Consider the following 16,859-nt stretch of genomic DNA (forward strand, 5'->3'; position numbering starts at 1 on the left):
GCGTTTGGCATTGCGCTCAGTAGCGCCCTGCGCACACTGGCGGAAATCAATCGGAGGTCTTTATGAAACTGCAAACCCGCGTGGTGGTCATTGGCGGCGGTGTCGTCGGTTGTTCAGTCCTGTATCACCTGACCAAGCTGGGCTGGTCGGATGTCATGCTGCTGGAACGCTCCGAGTTAACCAGCGGATCGACCTGGCACGCGGCGGGCGGGTTTCACACCCTCAACGGCGACACCAATATGGCCGCGCTGCAGGGCTATACCATCCGACTGTATAAAGAGCTGGAAGAAATCACAGGCATGTTCTGCGGGTTGCACCACGTCGGCGGCGTGACCCTGGCCGACAATCAGGACCGTTTTGACATGCTGCTGGCCGAGCGCGCCAAGCACCGTTTCATGGGGTTGGAAACAGAAATCGTCGGGCCGGACGAGATCAAAAATATCGCCCCGATCACCAATACCGATGGCATCATCGGCGCGCTCTACGACCCTCTCGATGGGCATCTTGACCCCTCGGGCACCACACATGCCTACGCCAAGGCGGCGCGGATGGGTGGGGCCACGATCGAAACCCATTGCATGGTGCGAGAAACCAACCAGCGCCCGGATGGCACATGGGATGTGGTGACCGACAAGGGGACGATTCACACGGAGCATGTGGTCAATGCAGGCGGTCTCTGGGCGCGCGAGGTGGGCGCGATGGCGGGTATCTACTTCCCTCTGCACCCGATGGAACACCAATATCTTGTCACGGACTCGATCCCTCAGATCGAGGCGATCATCGACGCCGGTGGCGAGCATCCCCATGTGATGGACCCGGCGGGCGAAAGCTATCTCCGGCAGGAAGGGCGCGGCCTTTGCATCGGGTTTTACGAGCAACCCTGTAAACCCTGGGCCGTCGATGGAACACCTTGGGAGTTCGGCCATGAACTGCTGCCTGATGACTATGACAAGATCACCGACAGCATCGAATTTGCCTACAAACGTTTCCCAGTTCTCGCCGAAGCTGGTGTGAAGTCTGTAATCCACGGGCCGTTCACCTTCGCACCCGACGGAAACCCCCTGGTCGGGCCGGTTCCCGGAATGCGCAACTACTGGTCGGCTTGTGGCGTGATGGCCGGGTTCAGCCAGGGCGGCGGTGTTGGCCTGACGCTGGCGCAATGGATGATCGAAGGCGAGCCCGAACGCGACGTGTTTGCCATGGACGTGGCCCGGTTCGGCGACTGGATCAGCCCCGGTTATACCCGCCCCAAAGTGATCGAGAACTATCAGAAACGCTTCAGCGTCGCCTACCCGAACGAGGAACTGCCCGCAGCGCGTCCCAACCGCACAACGCCGATGTACGACATCTTCAGTGATCTGGGCGCGGTTTGGGGCCAGCAATACGGGCTCGAAGTCGCCAACTACTTTGCCCAAGGAGAGGAGCCGGGGTTCGAGACCCCATCGTTCCGACGGTCCGACGCGTTCGATGCGACAGGTCGCGAAGTGCGTGCCGTGCGCGAGAATGTTGGTATCAACGAAGTCCACAACTTTGGCAAATACCGGATCACCGGACCAGCGGCGCGGGATTGGCTGGACCGGATCATGGCTGGACGTATGCCAAAACCCGGCCGCCTGTCCCTGACACCGATGCTCTCGCCCAAAGGCAAATTGATCGGCGATTTCACCGTGTCGTGTCTGAGCGAAAACGAGTTTCGACTTACGGCCTCATACGGCAGCCAAGCGTTCCACATGCGCTGGTTCTTACAAAATGTGCAGGAAGGCGTATCCATCGAGAACATCAGCGACCGCTTGAACGGGTTTCAGATCGCAGGCCCCAAGGCAACACAGGTGCTGGCCGTCTGCACGCGTGACGATCTGAGTGATTTCCAGTTCCTCGATGTCCGCCGTATGACCGTTGGCATGACCGATTGTATCGTTCAACGTATCAGCTATACCGGCGATCTCGGGTACGAGATTTACTGCGATCCGATAGCCCAGCGTCAACTCTGGTGGGCATTGTGGGAAGCCGGGCAAACACATGGCATGGTTCCCTTTGGGATGCGCGCGATGATGAGCCTGAGGTTGGACAAGTTTTTTGGCTCGTGGATGCGAGAGTTCTCGCCTGATTACACCGCTGCGGAAACCGGGTTGGACCGCTTCATCTCCTTCCGCAAGAACAGCGACTTTATCGGCCGCGCCGCCGCCGAGGCAGACCGCGCGGACGGAAGCGCCCGCACATTGGTTGCGTTTGAAGTCGATGCACAAGATGCAGACGTCAACGCCTATGAGCCGATCTGGCTGGACGGTTCGGTGGTTGGCTTCTGCACGTCGGGTGGCTTTTCTCACTTCGCGCAGAAATCCATTGCGATGGGGTTCTTGCCTTCTGAGCGTGTGTCAGACGGGCTTGAGGTCGAAATCGAAATCCTGGGGCAGATGCGTAAGGCCCGGGTGATCTCGACGCCCTTGTTCGATCCGGACGGGGCACGCATGAGGGGATGACACTGCGTTTAACCAGCGGCATGGTGGTTGCATGACAAATGTTCCCATCATACTGCTGGCCGCCGGTCAATCCAGCCGCATGGGCGGCGTGGACAAGTTGATGCAACCAATCGACGACACCCCGCTGCTGAAGCGATCCGCACGCACGGCGCGAGCTGTAGGTCCCGTATTAGTCGCCCTGCCCCCAAAACCGCATCCTCGATATGAGGCGCTAAAGGGTTTGGACGTTCTTCCGGTGCCGGTCGCTGAAGCCGCAGAGGGAATGAATGCAAGCTTACGGGCGGCGATGCGACATGTTCCGCCGGGTGCAGAAGCTGTCATGGTATTGCTCGCAGATCTGCCTAACCTGACTCAGGTCGATCTGCGCGCGGTTTTACAGGCACGCGATGCCCACCCGGAAAACCTCATCTGGCGTGGGGCCACTGCAAATGGCAAGCCGGGCCATCCAGTCGTCTTTGACCAATCGCTCTTTGATCAACTCTCGGGCCTACGGGGCGATGAAGGCGCGCAAAAGGTGGTCCAGGCACATGCACAAAAAGTGTACCTGCACCGCCTGCCCGACCGAAATGCGTTGCTGGACTTGGATACACCCCAAGACTGGGACGTTTGGAAAAAAAACCGTGCCCCGGAATAAACTCGGCCCGGTCTGTTAAGACCGGGCCGTTGCCCAAAACAGGACTACCACTTTTCTCAATCCCAAAAGTCCGGCCAGTGCGCCGTCAAAGCACGCTGACTAAATAGCCGCCAAACCTAAACAAGACCCCCTCGTTAACACGCCGCTAAAACTCTCGGTGATCGAGTGAACCAGCAGCGCCCCCTAGCGCTTTTGGCTCCCCCTCGCTTGGGCATGTTCATCCTCACTGATCTGATCGTTCAAAACAATGTAAAATTGGAGGGAATGGTTAACTTGGCTCAACTCTGAATGGTTTTTGGGCAACAACGCCATTTACGACGATCAACCCTAGGGCGATTTCAAATTTATGCACAAGATAACGATTCGAGATTATGCGCAAACTTATTCGCGATTTCACCTCGCACACGTTACATTTTTGGTGTCAAGGCCGACCAGCAGCCTTCAAACACACAACCATTGAGGGAGCAGCTATTTTCCCCATCCTGCTGACCAATCATTGTCAACAAAACAAAAATAATTCAACGGTTTTGAGAGTTTGACGTCGATTTCAGCAACAATCCTCCGATTCGCACGACTCCGACCCGTCAATTTCGACGAATCCAGTCTGACGTCGACCGTCACAGAACATCGCCTTTGTGGCGAAATTAAGATTTCTTCACGTATCCCTCAGGAAAGACCAATCCTGGTGCTGCATCTCTTGCTTTAACGCGCAGTCGAATCTGCGCGACACATACAGGAGACAGAAATGAGCATCCGCAAATCATCGCTTTTACTTCCCCGAACCTCCAACTGGATGGGCATCAGCGCCCTAGGGGCCGCGCTGTTGGCGACAACAGCCATTCCGTCCGTGGCGGACGAGGCACTGGCTGATCTGGTTGAAACCGTTTCCCCTTCGGTGGTGACCATCATCGCGGAGCAGGACAATGTACCTAGCGCAGCGCCTGGGCAAAACTTCGACTTTGACGGGCACCCGTTTGGCGAGTTCTTCAAGCGATTTGGTGCGCCCGAAGGTTTCAATGCACCCCAGCGCGGTCCGGCACAGGGCTTGGGCTCGGGCTTTGTGCTGGATGAGGCGGGATATATCGTCACCAATCATCATGTCGTAGACAACGCCTCTACCGTTACCGTTCGGCTGAGTGATGATCGCAGCTATGAAGCCGAGGTGGTCGGCACCGACCCGCTGACCGACATCGCCGTTTTGAAAATCGACCCGGACACCGCGCTTCAGGCCGTTGAACTGGGCGACAGCGATGTCATCCGTGTCGGCGAAGACGTCGTGGCCATCGGCAATCCCTTTGGCCTCAGCTCCACAGTGACCACCGGCATCGTCTCGGCAAAAGGTCGCAACATCTCTGAAGGCCCCTATGCAGAGTTCATTCAAACCGATGCTGCGATCAACAAGGGCAACTCGGGCGGCCCCCTGTTCAATATGGAAGGCGAAGTTATTGGCGTGAATTCAGCCATTTATTCGCCCAGCGGTGGATCCGTTGGATTGGGCTTTGCCGTGACTTCGAATATCGTCCAGCATATCGCAGCCGACCTGCGTGACGATGGCCAGGTCAGCCGTGGCTGGTTGGGCGTTTCGATCCAAAACGTCAGCCCACAACTTGCTGCCGCTTTGGGTATCGATGCCTCCTCTGGCGCGCTGGTGTCCGATGTTGTTTCCGACAGCCCGGCGGATGGTGTTCTGAAGCAAGGCGATGTGATCCTGACGTTCAACGATGAAGCCGTAGACTCAAGCAGTGACCTGCCCATTCTCGTCGGCACGACCAAAGTTGGCACGGACAGCACTCTGACGGTTTTGCGTGATGGTAAGCAGGAAACGCTGACTCTGACAGTCGGTCAGCATCAGGCGGCGTCTGCCCAACCTGATACACCGGTCGAGGCTGAGGTTGCAGGTACGACACTGGGTGTCACTGTAGCCCCGCTGACTGAAACGGTCCGTGCCGAGACGGGCATTCCCGAGACTGTCGACGGTGTTGTCGTCACGGATCTGAAACCCGATAGCCCCGCCGCAAAGGCCGGTCTGCAGCGTGGTGACGTGATCGTCAAACTGGGTAACCAAGAGACGTTCACACCCGATGCTTTGAAGGCGGCGCTGGACAGCGAAAAGACCGATCCGGCTCTGGTGCTGATCAATCGCGGCGGTAGTCAGATCTTCGTCGCAGTCGAACTCGCCTGATCAGGAAACCGGGCGCGCCGCTTGATGGGGATTTTCGGCGCGCCTCACCCGGCAGATCAGAATTGTCCACTGTCTGCCGGGCTTGCCGGGTGCGTGCCCAGCACCCGGCAAGATCCCCCGAATTCCATGTGCATCACCTGAATATTGTGTTTAAATCCCGATAGAAAGGAGCCAGACCATGAGCCGCCGCCTGTTGATCGTGGAAGATGACGCTGACACCAGGGACTTCATCGCCAAAGGGTTCGGCGAAGAAGGCTATGTGGTCGAAACCGCCGCAGATGGGCGCGAAGGGTTGTATCACGCCACAGATGGCGGGTTTGACGCCATTGTACTGGACCGGATGCTGCCGGGCTTGGATGGGCTGTCCTTGATCAAGTCACTGCGGGCAGCCGGTTTGAAAACACCCGTCCTGATGCTGACAGCCATGAGCGCGGTGGATGAACGGGTCAAGGGCCTGCGCTCGGGCGCAGACGATTACCTGGTCAAACCGTTTTCCTTTCAGGAGTTGCACGCCCGCATCGAGGCTCTGCTGCGTCGTCCTCAGGAATCCGAAGAAACACCGACACTCACCTGCAAAGACCTTGAGATGGATCTGTTGACCCGCAAGGTTACTCGCGCCGGGCACGAGATCACCCTCACCCCGCGCGAGTTCCAGATCCTCGAATATTTTCTGCGCCGTAAGAACCGTGTGGTGTCGCGCACCATGCTGCTTGAAGGCGTTTGGGATTATCACTTCGATCCAAACACAAATGTTGTCGACGTCCATATCTCAAAGCTGCGGCGGCAGTTGGATGAAGGCGGCGATGCCCCCCTGATTGAAACCGTTCGCGGCGCGGGTTACATGATGTCCGATGGATAACCTTCGGCTTTCCCTAAACAATTCCAGAACACGGCTGGTCGCGACCAGCATGTTTCTCAGCACCTTTCTGACTGCGTCGGTACTGGCCGTGGTGTACGTCACCGCAAACCGAAGCATTGAAGCCGAGACACGCTCGGTCGTCTCGGCCGAGCTGACCGGGTTGGCGGATGAATATGAACGGCGAGGTCTGCTTGGGCTGATCACCGCAATCGAACGTCGCCTGCCAAGCGCCTCTGAACGCGACGCGCTTTACCTGTTGACCGACCGGCTTGGGGTCAAGCTGGTGGGCAACCTGAAATCCTGGCCTGTCAATGTTGCAGCAGGCAGTGGTTGGGTCGATCTGGAGCTTCGCCGCGCCGACAATGACCAGCTTGTCCCGGTGTCTGCTGCATCGATCCGCCTGCCCGGCGGAGAGCGTCTTCTGGTTGGGCGCGACGCCGCCACGCGTCAGCAGTTTGACCGCGTCTTGTTCCGATCCGTTGCACTGGCGCTGGGGATTGCCTTTGTACTGAGCGTGATTACCGGCTGGCTGTTTACACGCCTGGTCTTTGCACGCCTCTCGGACATAGCTAGCACAGCAGAAAACATCGTATCAGGCGATCTATCCAAAAGAATGCCCCTGCGCGGAACCGGCGACGAATTCGACCAGGTCTCGCGCACTTTGAACAACATGCTGGATCGGATTGAGGAATTAATCAGCAACCTGCGCACCACGTCGAATTCCATAGCGCATGACCTGCGATCTCCGCTCTCGCGCCTGCGCCAGCGTGTCGAAGCCCTGTCAGAGCCGGGAAAAACCGATCTGGACCGAGAAGTCGATGTCGCCCGCGCTACGGCAGAAATTGACCACGTGCTGCGCGTGCTGGCACAGCTGACCGAGATTTCGCGCGCCGAAGCCGGGCTTGGGCGCGAACAGTTTGAAACCATCGACTTGCAGCACCTCGTCGGCGATGTTGTCGAACTTTACGACCCGGTGGCTGCCGATCAGGGCATAACACTCGAGGTGACTGGCTCAGCCCCCCCAATCGAAGGGCACCGCCCTCTATTGTCACAGGCCCTGTCCAACCTGCTTGAAAACGCGATGCGATATGCGCCTGCGGAGTCGACCATCACGATTTCGCTGGATACCGAAAACGGTTTTGCATGTCTGCACGTGCGCGACCAAGGCCCGGGCGTCCCACCTGAAGAACTGGATCGCCTGCAACTGCCTTTCGTAACGCTTGACCCTGCGCGTACGGAGCGAAACGCCGGGCTGGGTCTCGCATTGGTCGCAGCGATTTCGCATATGCATGGCGGAAGGTTTGCAGCCCAAAATTGTGATCCTGGGCTGAAGGCGACGATCTATCTGGCGCAGAATCCCTAAATCGGGATACCGTTTGTTGCCATCGTCTTGTTCTTAAAGCGTTTGTCTTCTGTTACATCCGCCCCGAACCAATCAGGTGGTACAAAAGCTTCGGCATCATCCTCCGAGTCGAATTCGACCTCAACCAGGCGTAACGGCGCCAGATCACCGGAAAAAATATCCAGCTCGAACATGAGCCCATCCGGCAAACGCCCGGTGTAACGCTCTTTCTCGACACGGCGGCCTTCTGTTTCGGGCCAGAAGGTTTCAAACTGTTCCGCTGTGATTTGTGCCTCGCGCTCAACACGGACCAGACCACCGCCGCCTTTCAGTGTCAGGAAAAACGCATCGTCCTTCTGCCTCAACCGCAACTCAGTCGAGTCGTCAGGCGCGGTCAAGTAACCCTGTCGCACAACGGATTTCTGCGCGTTGCTCAGGTCCGGCGCGGCTGCCACCAGAAACTTGCGCTCGATTTCTTTGCTCATTGGGTTGAAACCACTCCGTTTTCCAGTTCGTCGAACAGCGCCCGATAGGCCACACAGGCTGCACTGCGCCCGGCATAGGTGCTGACGGGCGCTCGATGCTGACCCATCTTTTCAATATCCGCAGCAAATGGAACCGCCGTTTGCAAAAACCGTTTAGGATATAGCTTGCGCATCGAGGCCATTGTCTCCTGATGTAAAACCTTTCGTTTCTGCACCATCGAAAAGAACGCACGCAACTTCTTCTTGCGCAGCTTGTGTTCGTCGAAAAAGCGTACCAATTGATCAAACGTTCGCTCGGACAGAGTCGTGGGGATGACGGGAACAACGATTTCATCTGCCGCCTTGAAGATGTTTTCAGACAGGGTGGAAAAGTTCGGCGGACAATCCAGAAGGACCACGTCATAATCGCTGCCGGCGGACACCAGCGCCTTTTTCAAGCGTGAGCGCTTGTTGCGCATTCGGGACAAGAAAACATCGAAATCGCGGAAGGTCAGATTTGCGGGCAACACGTCCAATCCTTCGAAATCGCTGGCCCGGATCGCTTTGGTAAACCGTTCCACGTCCTCGAAAAACCGCGCGTCCGTCAACTTTTTGGACGGCTTCACGCGAAAATAAAAACCCGACGCGCCCTGAGGGTCTAGATCACACAGCAAAACCTGCTTGCCTGCCTGTGCATATGCATGAGCCAGGTTCACCGAGGTCGCGGTTTTGCCGACACCGCCCTTGTTGCTGTAACAGGCAATGATCTTCATTCCTCACTCCTCTTTGTCGTGAAACAAACTGCGGAACAGATTTCGGGTTTCGGGGCTGTCAAAGTGTTGGAAACTGGCGATCACACGGCTGCGTTCGGATTTTTGGCGCTGATCCAGCACGGCAATCAATCCACCAACGGCCAGGCCAACCTGGGCGTCCACACGGCCCTGCGTGTTGCTTTGCTGAGAGACAAAGGTCAGCAAAGCCTCTTGCTGGACGGAATAGTCATTAAAAAGACCCAGATTATCCTGAAGCTTTTTCAAAGGCTTGAGGATCAATTTAAATCCCTTTGCGTCAAAGAGAGGTGCAAAGAATTCCATCAGATAGCGCAGTTTCTTACAGTCGATGCGCAGGTTATGAACCGTTTCGTCCGGGGTGTCATCGGTGATGCCGCGTGCGATTTTGCATACCTTGCGATAGCGTTTCCAGATCAGCGCGCAGGCATAGTCGTACGCGCCCCGATCCGCATTTGGCCCGGGTTGCAGTTGACCGATGCCGTCGAACGTTTCGATCAAATGCTTCATCGAGGTGGCATAGGCTTTGCTGCGCAATCTGCGAGACAAGCGCGACAATTCTTGCCCGCGCTCTGACTGGAACCGGTCGAACATCGCTTGCAAACCAAAATGAAGATGCTCTGGTATGAGATTGAAATACATATCTTTTTCCAAAAGATACACATCCAGATCACGCATGCGCCCGGTCGGTGCCATGAGGTCGGAAAACACCCGCTTAAGCTCGACGGTTTGATCTTCGGAAAAGACGCCTTTGAACAGGCTGATCACAGACCGGATCTTACGTAGCGAGACACGGTAATCGTGCAAAAACTCTGTATCAATATCGGCAACCATACCGCTTTCGTTTTGCCGGGCAACCATCAGATATGTGTGAATAATATCTGCTGCAACTTCGATGGACGGTTCCGCTCTTCCCAATTGGATATCGGGCTTGGCGCGATAGGTCTCCATGCCAGGAAACAACCCGGCATACAGCGCTTCAACATCCTTCGCGCAGTCTGGCAGATCGGCAAAGGCTGTACTGACCTTTTGATATGTCCGTTCGTACCCGCGCAACCTCTGAAGCCGGACAAGCGTGGCCTGCCCCGAGGTTGAAGTCATTGACCAGATCACCCCTCTGACCTGGGTCTTTTGCAATTCATCCAGCACAACAAAGTTTTTTTCTTCTAACTTACCGGCCCCAATCTGCATGAGGGCTCTGAGCTTTGGAAAATCACGCAACGCCGCCTGCACTTCACCGCTCGGCAGATCCTGAATGAACCGCCCCTTGCCTGAGCAGTTCTGGAACAATGGGCGCTGTTCCTTTTGCAGCAATTGCAACGCATCACCGATTTCGATCAGCATCCAACCCTTGGCCCGCAAAGATTGATCATGGCAATCCAGCAATGAAAAAGGTTTGGCCTCGCTGTCCTGTTCAACAACAACAGAGAACCCCGGCAAGGCGGCTTCAACAGCGGACGTGTCCATCACAGAGGGCAGAAAAAACAGGTCTTCAGACGCCCCGGGCATCCTCCTTGCGGTTGATCCACCTCTGGTCTTTTTGTGTTCTGACACTCGACCCTCCGCGATAGCATAGCCTTATGCAATCTCAAGCTTGGAAAAACTTCAAGACATTCCGCTTTGACAATGCGTAATCCCCGGGTGACAGGGGTCAGGGATAAACGTAAAACGAACGAATGAGCGACCCTGTTTCATCGATCCGAAACCTTGGCCCGGCTTTCGAACAAGCCTGCGCCCGTGCGGGTATTCACTCGGCTGAAGAATTGCGTGATCTCGGGCCGGATGAAGCCTATGCCCGCCTGCTCAAAGCAGGCACTAAGGCCCACTTCATCGGTTACTACGTGCTGGTGATGGGCTTGCAGGGCCGTCCGTGGAACGATTGCAAGGGTGAAGAAAAGAAGGCCCTGCGTCAACGCTTTGACGCCATAAAGTCAGGCAACAGTGCCGCGCCGGAAAATAAGATGATCGCCGATCTGGATGCCATTGGCGTGCGCGTTGCACCACAAGATCTAAAGCAAATCTGAACAAAAAAGGCCGCCCCAGTTGGAGCGGCCCAATGATTTGGCAGAAGCGTTGGCTTAGCCAACAAGTTCGATGCCCGAGAAGAAGTACGCGATCTCAACCGCTGCGGTTTCCGGAGCGTCCGAACCGTGGACCGAGTTTTCGCCAACCGATTCCGCGAACTCGGCGCGGATGGTGCCAGCGGCTGCGTCTGCGGGGTTGGTTGCGCCCATGACTTCGCGGTTCTTTGCAATGGCGCCTTCGCCTTCCAGAACCTGAACAACGACCGGAGCCGACGACATGAACTCGCACAGTTCGTCATAGAACGGACGCTCGGCGTGCACTTCGTAGAACTTGCCAGCTTGCTCTTTGGTCATGTGGATGCGCTTTTGCGCGACGATGCGCAGGCCGGCCTCTTCGAACTTGGCATTGATTTTGCCAGTCAGGTTGCGGCGGGTTGCATCGGGTTTGATGATCGAGAATGTGCGTTCCAGTGCCATATCGGCCTCTCCTTACAATGTGGCGCGGGGCCCGCGCCGAAATCCATCGCGCGCCGCGTATCACGGTCTTTGGCTTATGAAAAGTGTTATGATGGCCCGTTCGCCGCTTTGGGGTTCAGAATGTGTCAGGCAGCGGGTCGATCCAATCCAGACGACGAACATAAACTACGGCCAACAACCCGGCAAAGCTGCACGCCCACATCATGCCCAGAACCAGAAAGGGCCCGTTTTCAGGGCTGACAAATGCACCCGTCACCGAGGTCAGGATAGCCCCAAGCGCCACGATCATTGCCCCAGACAGCCCGGCTGCGCTGCCCGCCAACTTAGGGCGCACGGACATGATCCCTGCAGTGGCATTTGCATTGGTCAGGCCATTGCCGAATCCAACGCAGATGGCCGATCCGAAGAACACCCAGACTGACCCCAGGCCAGTGAGAAACAGAAGTAATCCAAGGAATGGCCCGGTCGAAGCCACAACCCGGCCGATCAGGATCATCGTGGTCAGGCGTGTCCGCGCCGCTATCCGACCGGTGACGAAGTTCCCGACCATGTACCCACCGGTTATGATGCCAATCCCAAGACCCAACATCGCCGGGCTTAGATCGAACCAGGCAGCCGCGACCAGAGGCGCGCCAGTGATAAAGCTATAGAATCCACCAATCGAAAACGACGCACACAAGGCGTAACCCCAAAACCTGCGGGCGCGAAACAGATCCGGATATTCGCGCAGTTGGGCAGTAAAGGTAGAAGAACGGTTCGTGTTGGTTTCGCCCATGTCAAACCACAGCAGAACCAGCACCCCTGCACCCAGCAACGTGTAAAGCACAAACCCCGAGCGCCAACCAAAAAGCACATCCAGCCCGCCGCCCAGCATCGGCCCAAGCATCGGCGCCAAAGCCATGGCCATCGTCACATAACCCAGTTTGCTGGCCGCCTCGTTCGGCGGATACTGGTCTCTGATTGATGCGCTGGACAGAACCGACCCGGCCACCACTGCGGCCTGCAAAAGACGGAACCCCAGGAACACCCAGATCGACTGGGCCAGTGTGCATCCGATTGAGGCGATGACGAAGAAGGTCATGCACATCAACAGTATCGGTCTGCGCCCGAAGCGATCAGACAGCGGCCCCATGATCAGTTGCAGCACGGCTGAAACCGCCAGATACCCGGCAACTGACAGGTTCATCAGGCCGTAATCCACGCCGAAATCTTCGCTCATGTGGGCCAGCGACGGCAGGAACAAGTTCAGCGACAGCACCGACAACGCAGTGGCAAAGATCAGCGTGATCAGATGAGGGGGCGTTTGGGCCGCGCGCATTGGAAAAACCGATCAGAAAAGCAAACGACACAGCGCTAACACATTGAATGAGGCTTGAACATGCCAAGCCGCTGGCGGCGGCATCACGCCTCTGCTAAGAGCGGCCCATGCTACGGATCGAAGACATCACCTATGCCGTTGAAGGCCGCCCTTTATTTGACGGCGCAAGCGCGACCATACCAGACGGGCACAAGGTTGGCCTTGTGGGCCGGAATGGTACCGGCAAGACCACTCTGTTCCGCCTGATCCGGGGGGAACTGGCGCTGGAGTCCGGCAATATCTTGGTCCCCAAACGCGCTCGGATTGGTGGTGTGGCGCAAGAGGTGCCCTCGTCTGGCGTCTCGTTGATCAACACGGTTCTTGCCGCTGATACAGAACGCAGCACCCTGATGGCCGAGGCTGAGACGGCGGATGACCCGGCCCGCATTGCCGAGATCCAGACCCGCCTTGCCGATATCGACGCTTGGTCCGCCGAGGCGCGCGCAGCCTCAATCCTCAAGGGGTTGGGTTTTGACGACGAAGACCAGTTGCGCCCGTGTTCCGATTTCTCGGGCGGCTGGCGGATGCGTGTCGCTTTGGCGGCGGTGTTGTTTTCGCAGCCCGATCTGCTGTTGCTGGACGAACCGACCAACTATCTGGACCTTGAAGGTGCTCTGTGGCTGGAAAGCTATTTGGCCAAATATCCGCACACGGTGATCATCATCAGCCACGACCGAGGGTTGTTGAACCGTGCTGTCGGCTCGATCCTGCATCTCGAGGACCGCAAGCTGACTTATTACGCGGTGCCTTATGACAAGTTCGCCGAACGACGCGCCGAACGTCTGGCGCAGGCGGAATCCGAGAACGCCAAGGCGAAGGCACGCATCGCGCATTTGCAAAGCTTTGTAGATCGCTTCCGCTATAAGGCGTCCAAGGCCGTTCAGGCCCAATCCCGCCTGAAGATGATCGAGCGCATTCAACTTGTCTCGACCCCGCAAGAGGCCGCCCTGCGCGCGTTTTCCTTCCCCGAACCCGAAGAACTGTCGCCGCCGATCATCCAGATCGAGGGCGGTGCGACAGGCTATGGCGAGACTGAGGTTCTGCGCCGCCTGAACCTGCGGATTGACCAGGATGACCGGATTGCCCTGTTGGGCAAGAACGGTCAGGGCAAATCAACCTTGTCCAAGCTTTTGTCTGACCGCCTGCCCCTGATGGCGGGCAAGATGAGCCGTTCCAACAAGCTGCGCATCGGCTATTTCGCACAGCATCAAGTGGATGAGCTTTATGTGGACGAAACGCCATTGGACCACCTGCGCCGTCTGCGTCCTGACGAAGCGCCGGGCAAGTGGCGCTCTCGGCTGGCTGGATTTGGACTGAACGCGGATCAGGCCGAAACCGAGGTTGGTCGTCTGTCCGGTGGCCAAAAAGCACGCCTTTCGCTGCTGATCGCCACGATTGATGCGCCGCATATGCTGATCCTGGATGAACCGACCAACCACCTCGATATCGAAAGCCGCGAGGCTCTGGTCGAAGCACTGACCGCCTATTCCGGTGCAGTCGTGTTAGTCAGCCACGACATGCACCTTCTAAGCCTTGTCGCGGACCGGCTTTGGTTGGTCTCGGACGGGACAGTCAAACCCTTCGACGGCGACCTTGAAGCGTACCGATCTTTGTTGTTGGCGCGGGACAAACCGGTCAAAGAAAAGCCGCAAGTCAGCAAGTCCAAACGCCCCTCGCGCGAGGCTATGCTGGCCTTACGGGCCGATTTGCGCAAATGCGAGGATCGGATCGAGAAGCTGACGGATATGCATGACAAGCTTTCGGCCAAACTGTCGGACCCGGCTTTGTATGAAGACGACAGGATCAACGATCTGGAAACCTGGAACCGCAAATTCGCGGAAGTGACCGAGGCGATGCAAAAGGCCGAAGCACTATGGGTTGCTGCGGCAGAACGGCTGGAACAGGCAGAAACAGCATGACAACACCGATCAAGGATACCAACGCTATGATTGCCGGTATGCATCCTGTTTTGCAGCCTGGTGAGTTTGCCTTTGTTGTCTGGTCAGAAAACGAAACCTGGCCAGAAGGCACGCGTGCGAGCTGTGTCGAGGCTGAGGGGTTGTCTCTCATCGTGCCAACCGCACAGGCGCCGCAGGATGCCGTCGCAATGCGTTGCATCACATTGCAGGTTCACTCTTCGCTGGAAGGTGTCGGTTTGACCGCAGCCGTATCCGACGCGCTGGCTCAGGCTGGCATTCCCGCAAACATGGTCGCTGGGTATCACCACGATCATGTCTATGTGCCATCAAACCTGTCGAAAGACGCCCTGAAAATCCTGCAGGCACTGCAACGGAGCAGCAACTAAAATGGACAGTGCATTCTTAATTACTGCGTTCACAACGCTCTTCGTTGTCCTGGACCCGCCTGCACAAACACCGATCTTTGTGGCGTTGACTCAGGGGATGGATTGGCACACGCGCCGATCCATTGCGATCCGGGCGTGCCTGACGGCAGGCTTCATTCTGGCTTTGTTTGCCGCTTTCGGTGAAGCTCTTCTAGGATTTGTCGGCATCTCGATGGAGGCGTTTCGCGTTGCGGGGGGCGTTCTGCTGTTCCTGACCGCGCTCGACATGCTGTTTGAGCGCCGCACCAAACGCCGTGAAAGCAGCGCCGAAGAAGAGGAGCACCCGGACCCATCAGTCTTCCCACTGGGCATTCCGCTGATCGCTGGCCCCGGCTCGATTGCAACGATGATCCTGCTTGCGGGCCAGCAGCCCGGCATTCAGGGTCTTGCCGTTGTTATTGGCGTCATGCTGGTCGTTCTGGCGATGGTATTCGTGATGTATCTGACATCCGGCGCAGTGGCGCGCGTTCTGGGCAAGACCGGGCTGAACGTTCTGACCCGGCTGTTGGGGATGTTGCTGGCGGCGCTTTCGGTACAGTTCATTCTGGATGGCCTCAAAGCCTTTGGTTTTGCCGCATAAACCCCCATATACCGTAGTACTGACCGAAGTGGGGATACCCGAATGGAAGACGTCAACATAGGACAACTGGTCTATCTGGTCGTGCTTGGCCTGGCGGTTGCTTTCTGGTTCGTCTCGCAAAACCGCCAGTCCCTGAACAAGACGTTGCAGCAGGTAATGGCCTGGGTGTTCATCTTTGTCGGAGTCATTGCCGTCATCGGCCTGTGGGAGGATATCCGGTCCTCGGTTGGCCCCGCCCCGCAGATGACCGTTTCGGGCGAGACGATTGAGGTGCCCCGCGCCTATGATGGCCATTATTACCTACCCGTTTTGGTGAATGGTGAGCCGATCAACTTTCTTGTCGACACCGGTGCCAGCCAGATTGTTCTGAGCGCGCAGGATGCGGAACGTGCAGGTATCGATCCTGATCAACTGAATTATTTCGGGCGCGCCCTGACTGCCAATGGCGAGGTGCGCACCGCTCCGATCCGGCTGGAAACCCTGACGGTTGGCCCCATCACCGATCAAAACGTTTCGGCCTGGGTCAATGAGGGTGAGCTGCACAAATCCCTGCTGGGGATGGATTACCTGCATCGGTTTTCGAACATCCAGTTCGCAGACGGGCGCATGATCCTGTCACGCTGACCTCTTCAGGGCTGCATTCGATCATTGAGAACAAAATAAGAACATGCTAATCTGCACGCATGTCTGCCCAGCTTCTCGATCACAAACCCGCGCGTGCTGCTCCGGGATTGAACCTGCATAATCAGATCACCCTGCAACTGGGCCGCGTGCACGAGGCATGCGGCCCCGCCCGGCGCAGCTTTGCTATGTGGCTGGCTGGCCAGGCGCAGGGGCCCGTACTGTGGATCTCTCCCGCGTGGGAGCCCGGCCAGCTGAACCCGGACGGGATGATGCCCTTTGCCGATCCGGCCCGGTTCATCTTTGTCCACCCCACCCGCGCCGAAGATCTGTTGTGGTGCATGGAAGAGGCGCTGCGCAGCGGGGCGATCCCGTTGATCATCGGCGACCTGCCGGGCGCGCCGGTTCTGACACCGGTGCGCCGGATGCATCTGGCCGCCGAACAGGGCGGCACGATGGGGCGGGCTCCGCTTGGCCTGCTGCTGACACCCGGTGACGGTGGCGCGCAAGGGGTCGAGACACGCTGGCACATGGCTGCCGCCCATCAGGGCGAAGCCCGGTGCTGGACCCTGACCCGCCGCCGGGCCCGCGCCCTGCCCCCGGTCACATGGCAGGCCACCATGACTGCGGCCCGCGCCGGTTTACACCTGAAGCGCACCGAAACAGAAGACGCTGTGACGTGAACACAAATAGCTCACGCAAGATGT

Annotated in this window: 16 protein-coding genes; 11 read left to right on the forward strand and 5 right to left on the reverse strand. The window is 57.5% G+C overall.

The genetic code is table 11. The annotated features are described in order from the left end of the window. The first annotated feature begins 62 nt into the window (after positions 1-62). The 5 genes from GS632_RS03995 (at position 63) to GS632_RS04015 (ending at position 7,518) form a co-directional block, all read left to right on the forward strand. A complete protein-coding gene (locus GS632_RS03995; protein ID WP_171721372.1) occupies positions 63-2,480 on the forward strand; it encodes an FAD-dependent oxidoreductase in 2,418 nt (805 codons plus the stop codon). A gap of 31 nt (positions 2,481-2,511) precedes the next feature. Next, a complete protein-coding gene (locus GS632_RS04000; protein ID WP_171237466.1) occupies positions 2,512-3,114 on the forward strand; it encodes an NTP transferase domain-containing protein in 603 nt (200 codons plus the stop codon). 745 nt (positions 3,115-3,859) lie between these two features. Beyond that, positions 3,860-5,296 carry a Do family serine endopeptidase gene (locus GS632_RS04005; RefSeq protein WP_171619176.1) on the forward strand — a complete coding sequence of 479 codons (1,437 nt, stop codon included), beginning with the start codon at positions 3,860-3,862 and terminating at the stop codon, positions 5,294-5,296. Positions 5,297-5,474: 178 nt separating this feature from the next. Beyond that, positions 5,475-6,155, forward strand: a complete 681-nt coding sequence (locus GS632_RS04010) for a response regulator transcription factor (RefSeq protein ID WP_171237464.1) — start codon at positions 5,475-5,477, stop codon at positions 6,153-6,155. Further along, positions 6,148-7,518, forward strand: a complete 1,371-nt coding sequence (locus GS632_RS04015; RefSeq protein ID WP_171237463.1) for an ATP-binding protein — start codon at positions 6,148-6,150, stop codon at positions 7,516-7,518. The genes GS632_RS04010 and GS632_RS04015 overlap by 8 nt, the downstream gene beginning before the upstream one ends. Here GS632_RS04015 and GS632_RS04020 read toward each other — a convergent pair. The 3 genes from GS632_RS04020 to GS632_RS04030 are packed head-to-tail and all read right to left on the reverse strand — an operon-like array spanning position 7,515 to position 10,258. Continuing rightward, on the reverse strand, positions 7,515-7,982 hold the full coding sequence (locus GS632_RS04020) for a CYTH domain-containing protein (protein WP_171174464.1): 468 nt from the start codon (positions 7,980-7,982) through the stop codon (positions 7,515-7,517). The two genes, GS632_RS04015 and GS632_RS04020, sit on opposite strands and share 4 nt — an antisense overlap. After that, a complete protein-coding gene (locus tag GS632_RS04025; protein ID WP_171174466.1) occupies positions 7,979-8,734 on the reverse strand; it encodes a ParA family protein in 756 nt (251 codons plus the stop codon). The genes GS632_RS04020 and GS632_RS04025 overlap by 4 nt, the downstream gene beginning before the upstream one ends. 3 nt (positions 8,735-8,737) lie before the next feature. After that, positions 8,738-10,258, reverse strand: coding sequence for a CHAD domain-containing protein (locus GS632_RS04030; RefSeq protein WP_171237462.1), 1,521 nt, complete (start codon positions 10,256-10,258; stop codon positions 8,738-8,740). Between the two features lie 167 nt (positions 10,259-10,425). Between GS632_RS04030 and GS632_RS04035 the strand changes: the two genes are divergently transcribed. Further along, positions 10,426-10,773: a TfoX/Sxy family protein gene (locus GS632_RS04035; protein ID WP_171174470.1), complete on the forward strand. Its 348-nt coding sequence runs from the start codon at positions 10,426-10,428 to the stop codon at positions 10,771-10,773. 54 nt (positions 10,774-10,827) lie between these two features. Here GS632_RS04035 and ndk read toward each other — a convergent pair whose 3' ends face one another. Next, positions 10,828-11,250, reverse strand: coding sequence for a nucleoside-diphosphate kinase (gene ndk, locus GS632_RS04040; RefSeq protein ID WP_155143779.1), 423 nt, complete (start codon positions 11,248-11,250; stop codon positions 10,828-10,830). Between the two features lie 115 nt (positions 11,251-11,365). Then, entirely contained in the window at positions 11,366-12,568 is a 1,203-nt protein-coding gene (locus GS632_RS04045; RefSeq protein ID WP_171237461.1) for a multidrug effflux MFS transporter, read from the reverse strand. Between the two features lie 107 nt (positions 12,569-12,675). Here GS632_RS04045 and GS632_RS04050 point away from each other — a divergent pair, with 107 nt between their 5' ends. The 5 genes from GS632_RS04050 to GS632_RS04070 are packed head-to-tail and all read left to right on the forward strand — an operon-like array spanning position 12,676 to position 16,835. Continuing rightward, complete coding sequence (locus GS632_RS04050; RefSeq protein WP_171237460.1) at positions 12,676-14,526, forward strand: ABC-F family ATP-binding cassette domain-containing protein; 1,851 nt, start codon at positions 12,676-12,678, stop codon at positions 14,524-14,526. Further along, a complete protein-coding gene (locus tag GS632_RS04055) occupies positions 14,523-14,912 on the forward strand; it encodes an ACT domain-containing protein (RefSeq protein WP_171237459.1) in 390 nt (129 codons plus the stop codon). The genes GS632_RS04050 and GS632_RS04055 overlap by 4 nt, the downstream gene beginning before the upstream one ends. 1 nt (position 14,913) lies before the next feature. Next, positions 14,914-15,531: a MarC family protein gene (locus GS632_RS04060; protein ID WP_171174478.1), complete on the forward strand. Its 618-nt coding sequence runs from the start codon at positions 14,914-14,916 to the stop codon at positions 15,529-15,531. A gap of 42 nt (positions 15,532-15,573) precedes the next feature. After that, positions 15,574-16,155: a TIGR02281 family clan AA aspartic protease gene (locus tag GS632_RS04065; RefSeq protein ID WP_171234118.1), complete on the forward strand. Its 582-nt coding sequence runs from the start codon at positions 15,574-15,576 to the stop codon at positions 16,153-16,155. 59 nt (positions 16,156-16,214) lie between these two features. Next, a complete protein-coding gene (locus tag GS632_RS04070; RefSeq protein ID WP_171237458.1) occupies positions 16,215-16,835 on the forward strand; it encodes an ImuA family protein in 621 nt (206 codons plus the stop codon). The last annotated feature ends 24 nt before the right edge of the window (positions 16,836-16,859 follow it).

The sequence above is a fragment of the Ruegeria sp. HKCCD7296 genome, from assembly GCF_013110775.1.
Classification (GTDB): Bacteria; Pseudomonadota; Alphaproteobacteria; order Rhodobacterales; family Rhodobacteraceae; genus Ruegeria.

Coding starts and splice junctions, on each gene's coding strand:
- ndk (WP_155143779.1), bottom strand. CDS start 11,250: ATGGCACTGGAACGCACATTCTCGATCATCAAACCCGATGCAACCCGC.
- GS632_RS04030 (WP_171237462.1), bottom strand. CDS start 10,258: ATGCCCGGGGCGTCTGAAGACCTGTTTTTTCTGCCCTCTGTGATGGAC.
- GS632_RS04020 (WP_171174464.1), bottom strand. CDS start 7,982: ATGAGCAAAGAAATCGAGCGCAAGTTTCTGGTGGCAGCCGCGCCGGAC.
- GS632_RS04060 (WP_171174478.1), top strand. CDS start 14,914: ATGGACAGTGCATTCTTAATTACTGCGTTCACAACGCTCTTCGTTGTC.
- GS632_RS04010 (WP_171237464.1), top strand. CDS start 5,475: ATGAGCCGCCGCCTGTTGATCGTGGAAGATGACGCTGACACCAGGGAC.
- GS632_RS04015 (WP_171237463.1), top strand. CDS start 6,148: ATGGATAACCTTCGGCTTTCCCTAAACAATTCCAGAACACGGCTGGTC.
- GS632_RS04005 (WP_171619176.1), top strand. CDS start 3,860: ATGAGCATCCGCAAATCATCGCTTTTACTTCCCCGAACCTCCAACTGG.
- GS632_RS04000 (WP_171237466.1), top strand. CDS start 2,512: ATGACAAATGTTCCCATCATACTGCTGGCCGCCGGTCAATCCAGCCGC.
- GS632_RS04025 (WP_171174466.1), bottom strand. CDS start 8,734: ATGAAGATCATTGCCTGTTACAGCAACAAGGGCGGTGTCGGCAAAACC.
- GS632_RS04055 (WP_171237459.1), top strand. CDS start 14,523: ATGACAACACCGATCAAGGATACCAACGCTATGATTGCCGGTATGCAT.
- GS632_RS04045 (WP_171237461.1), bottom strand. CDS start 12,568: ATGCGCGCGGCCCAAACGCCCCCTCATCTGATCACGCTGATCTTTGCC.
- GS632_RS04070 (WP_171237458.1), top strand. CDS start 16,215: ATGTCTGCCCAGCTTCTCGATCACAAACCCGCGCGTGCTGCTCCGGGA.
- GS632_RS03995 (WP_171721372.1), top strand. CDS start 63: ATGAAACTGCAAACCCGCGTGGTGGTCATTGGCGGCGGTGTCGTCGGT.
- GS632_RS04035 (WP_171174470.1), top strand. CDS start 10,426: ATGAGCGACCCTGTTTCATCGATCCGAAACCTTGGCCCGGCTTTCGAA.
- GS632_RS04050 (WP_171237460.1), top strand. CDS start 12,676: ATGCTACGGATCGAAGACATCACCTATGCCGTTGAAGGCCGCCCTTTA.
- GS632_RS04065 (WP_171234118.1), top strand. CDS start 15,574: ATGGAAGACGTCAACATAGGACAACTGGTCTATCTGGTCGTGCTTGGC.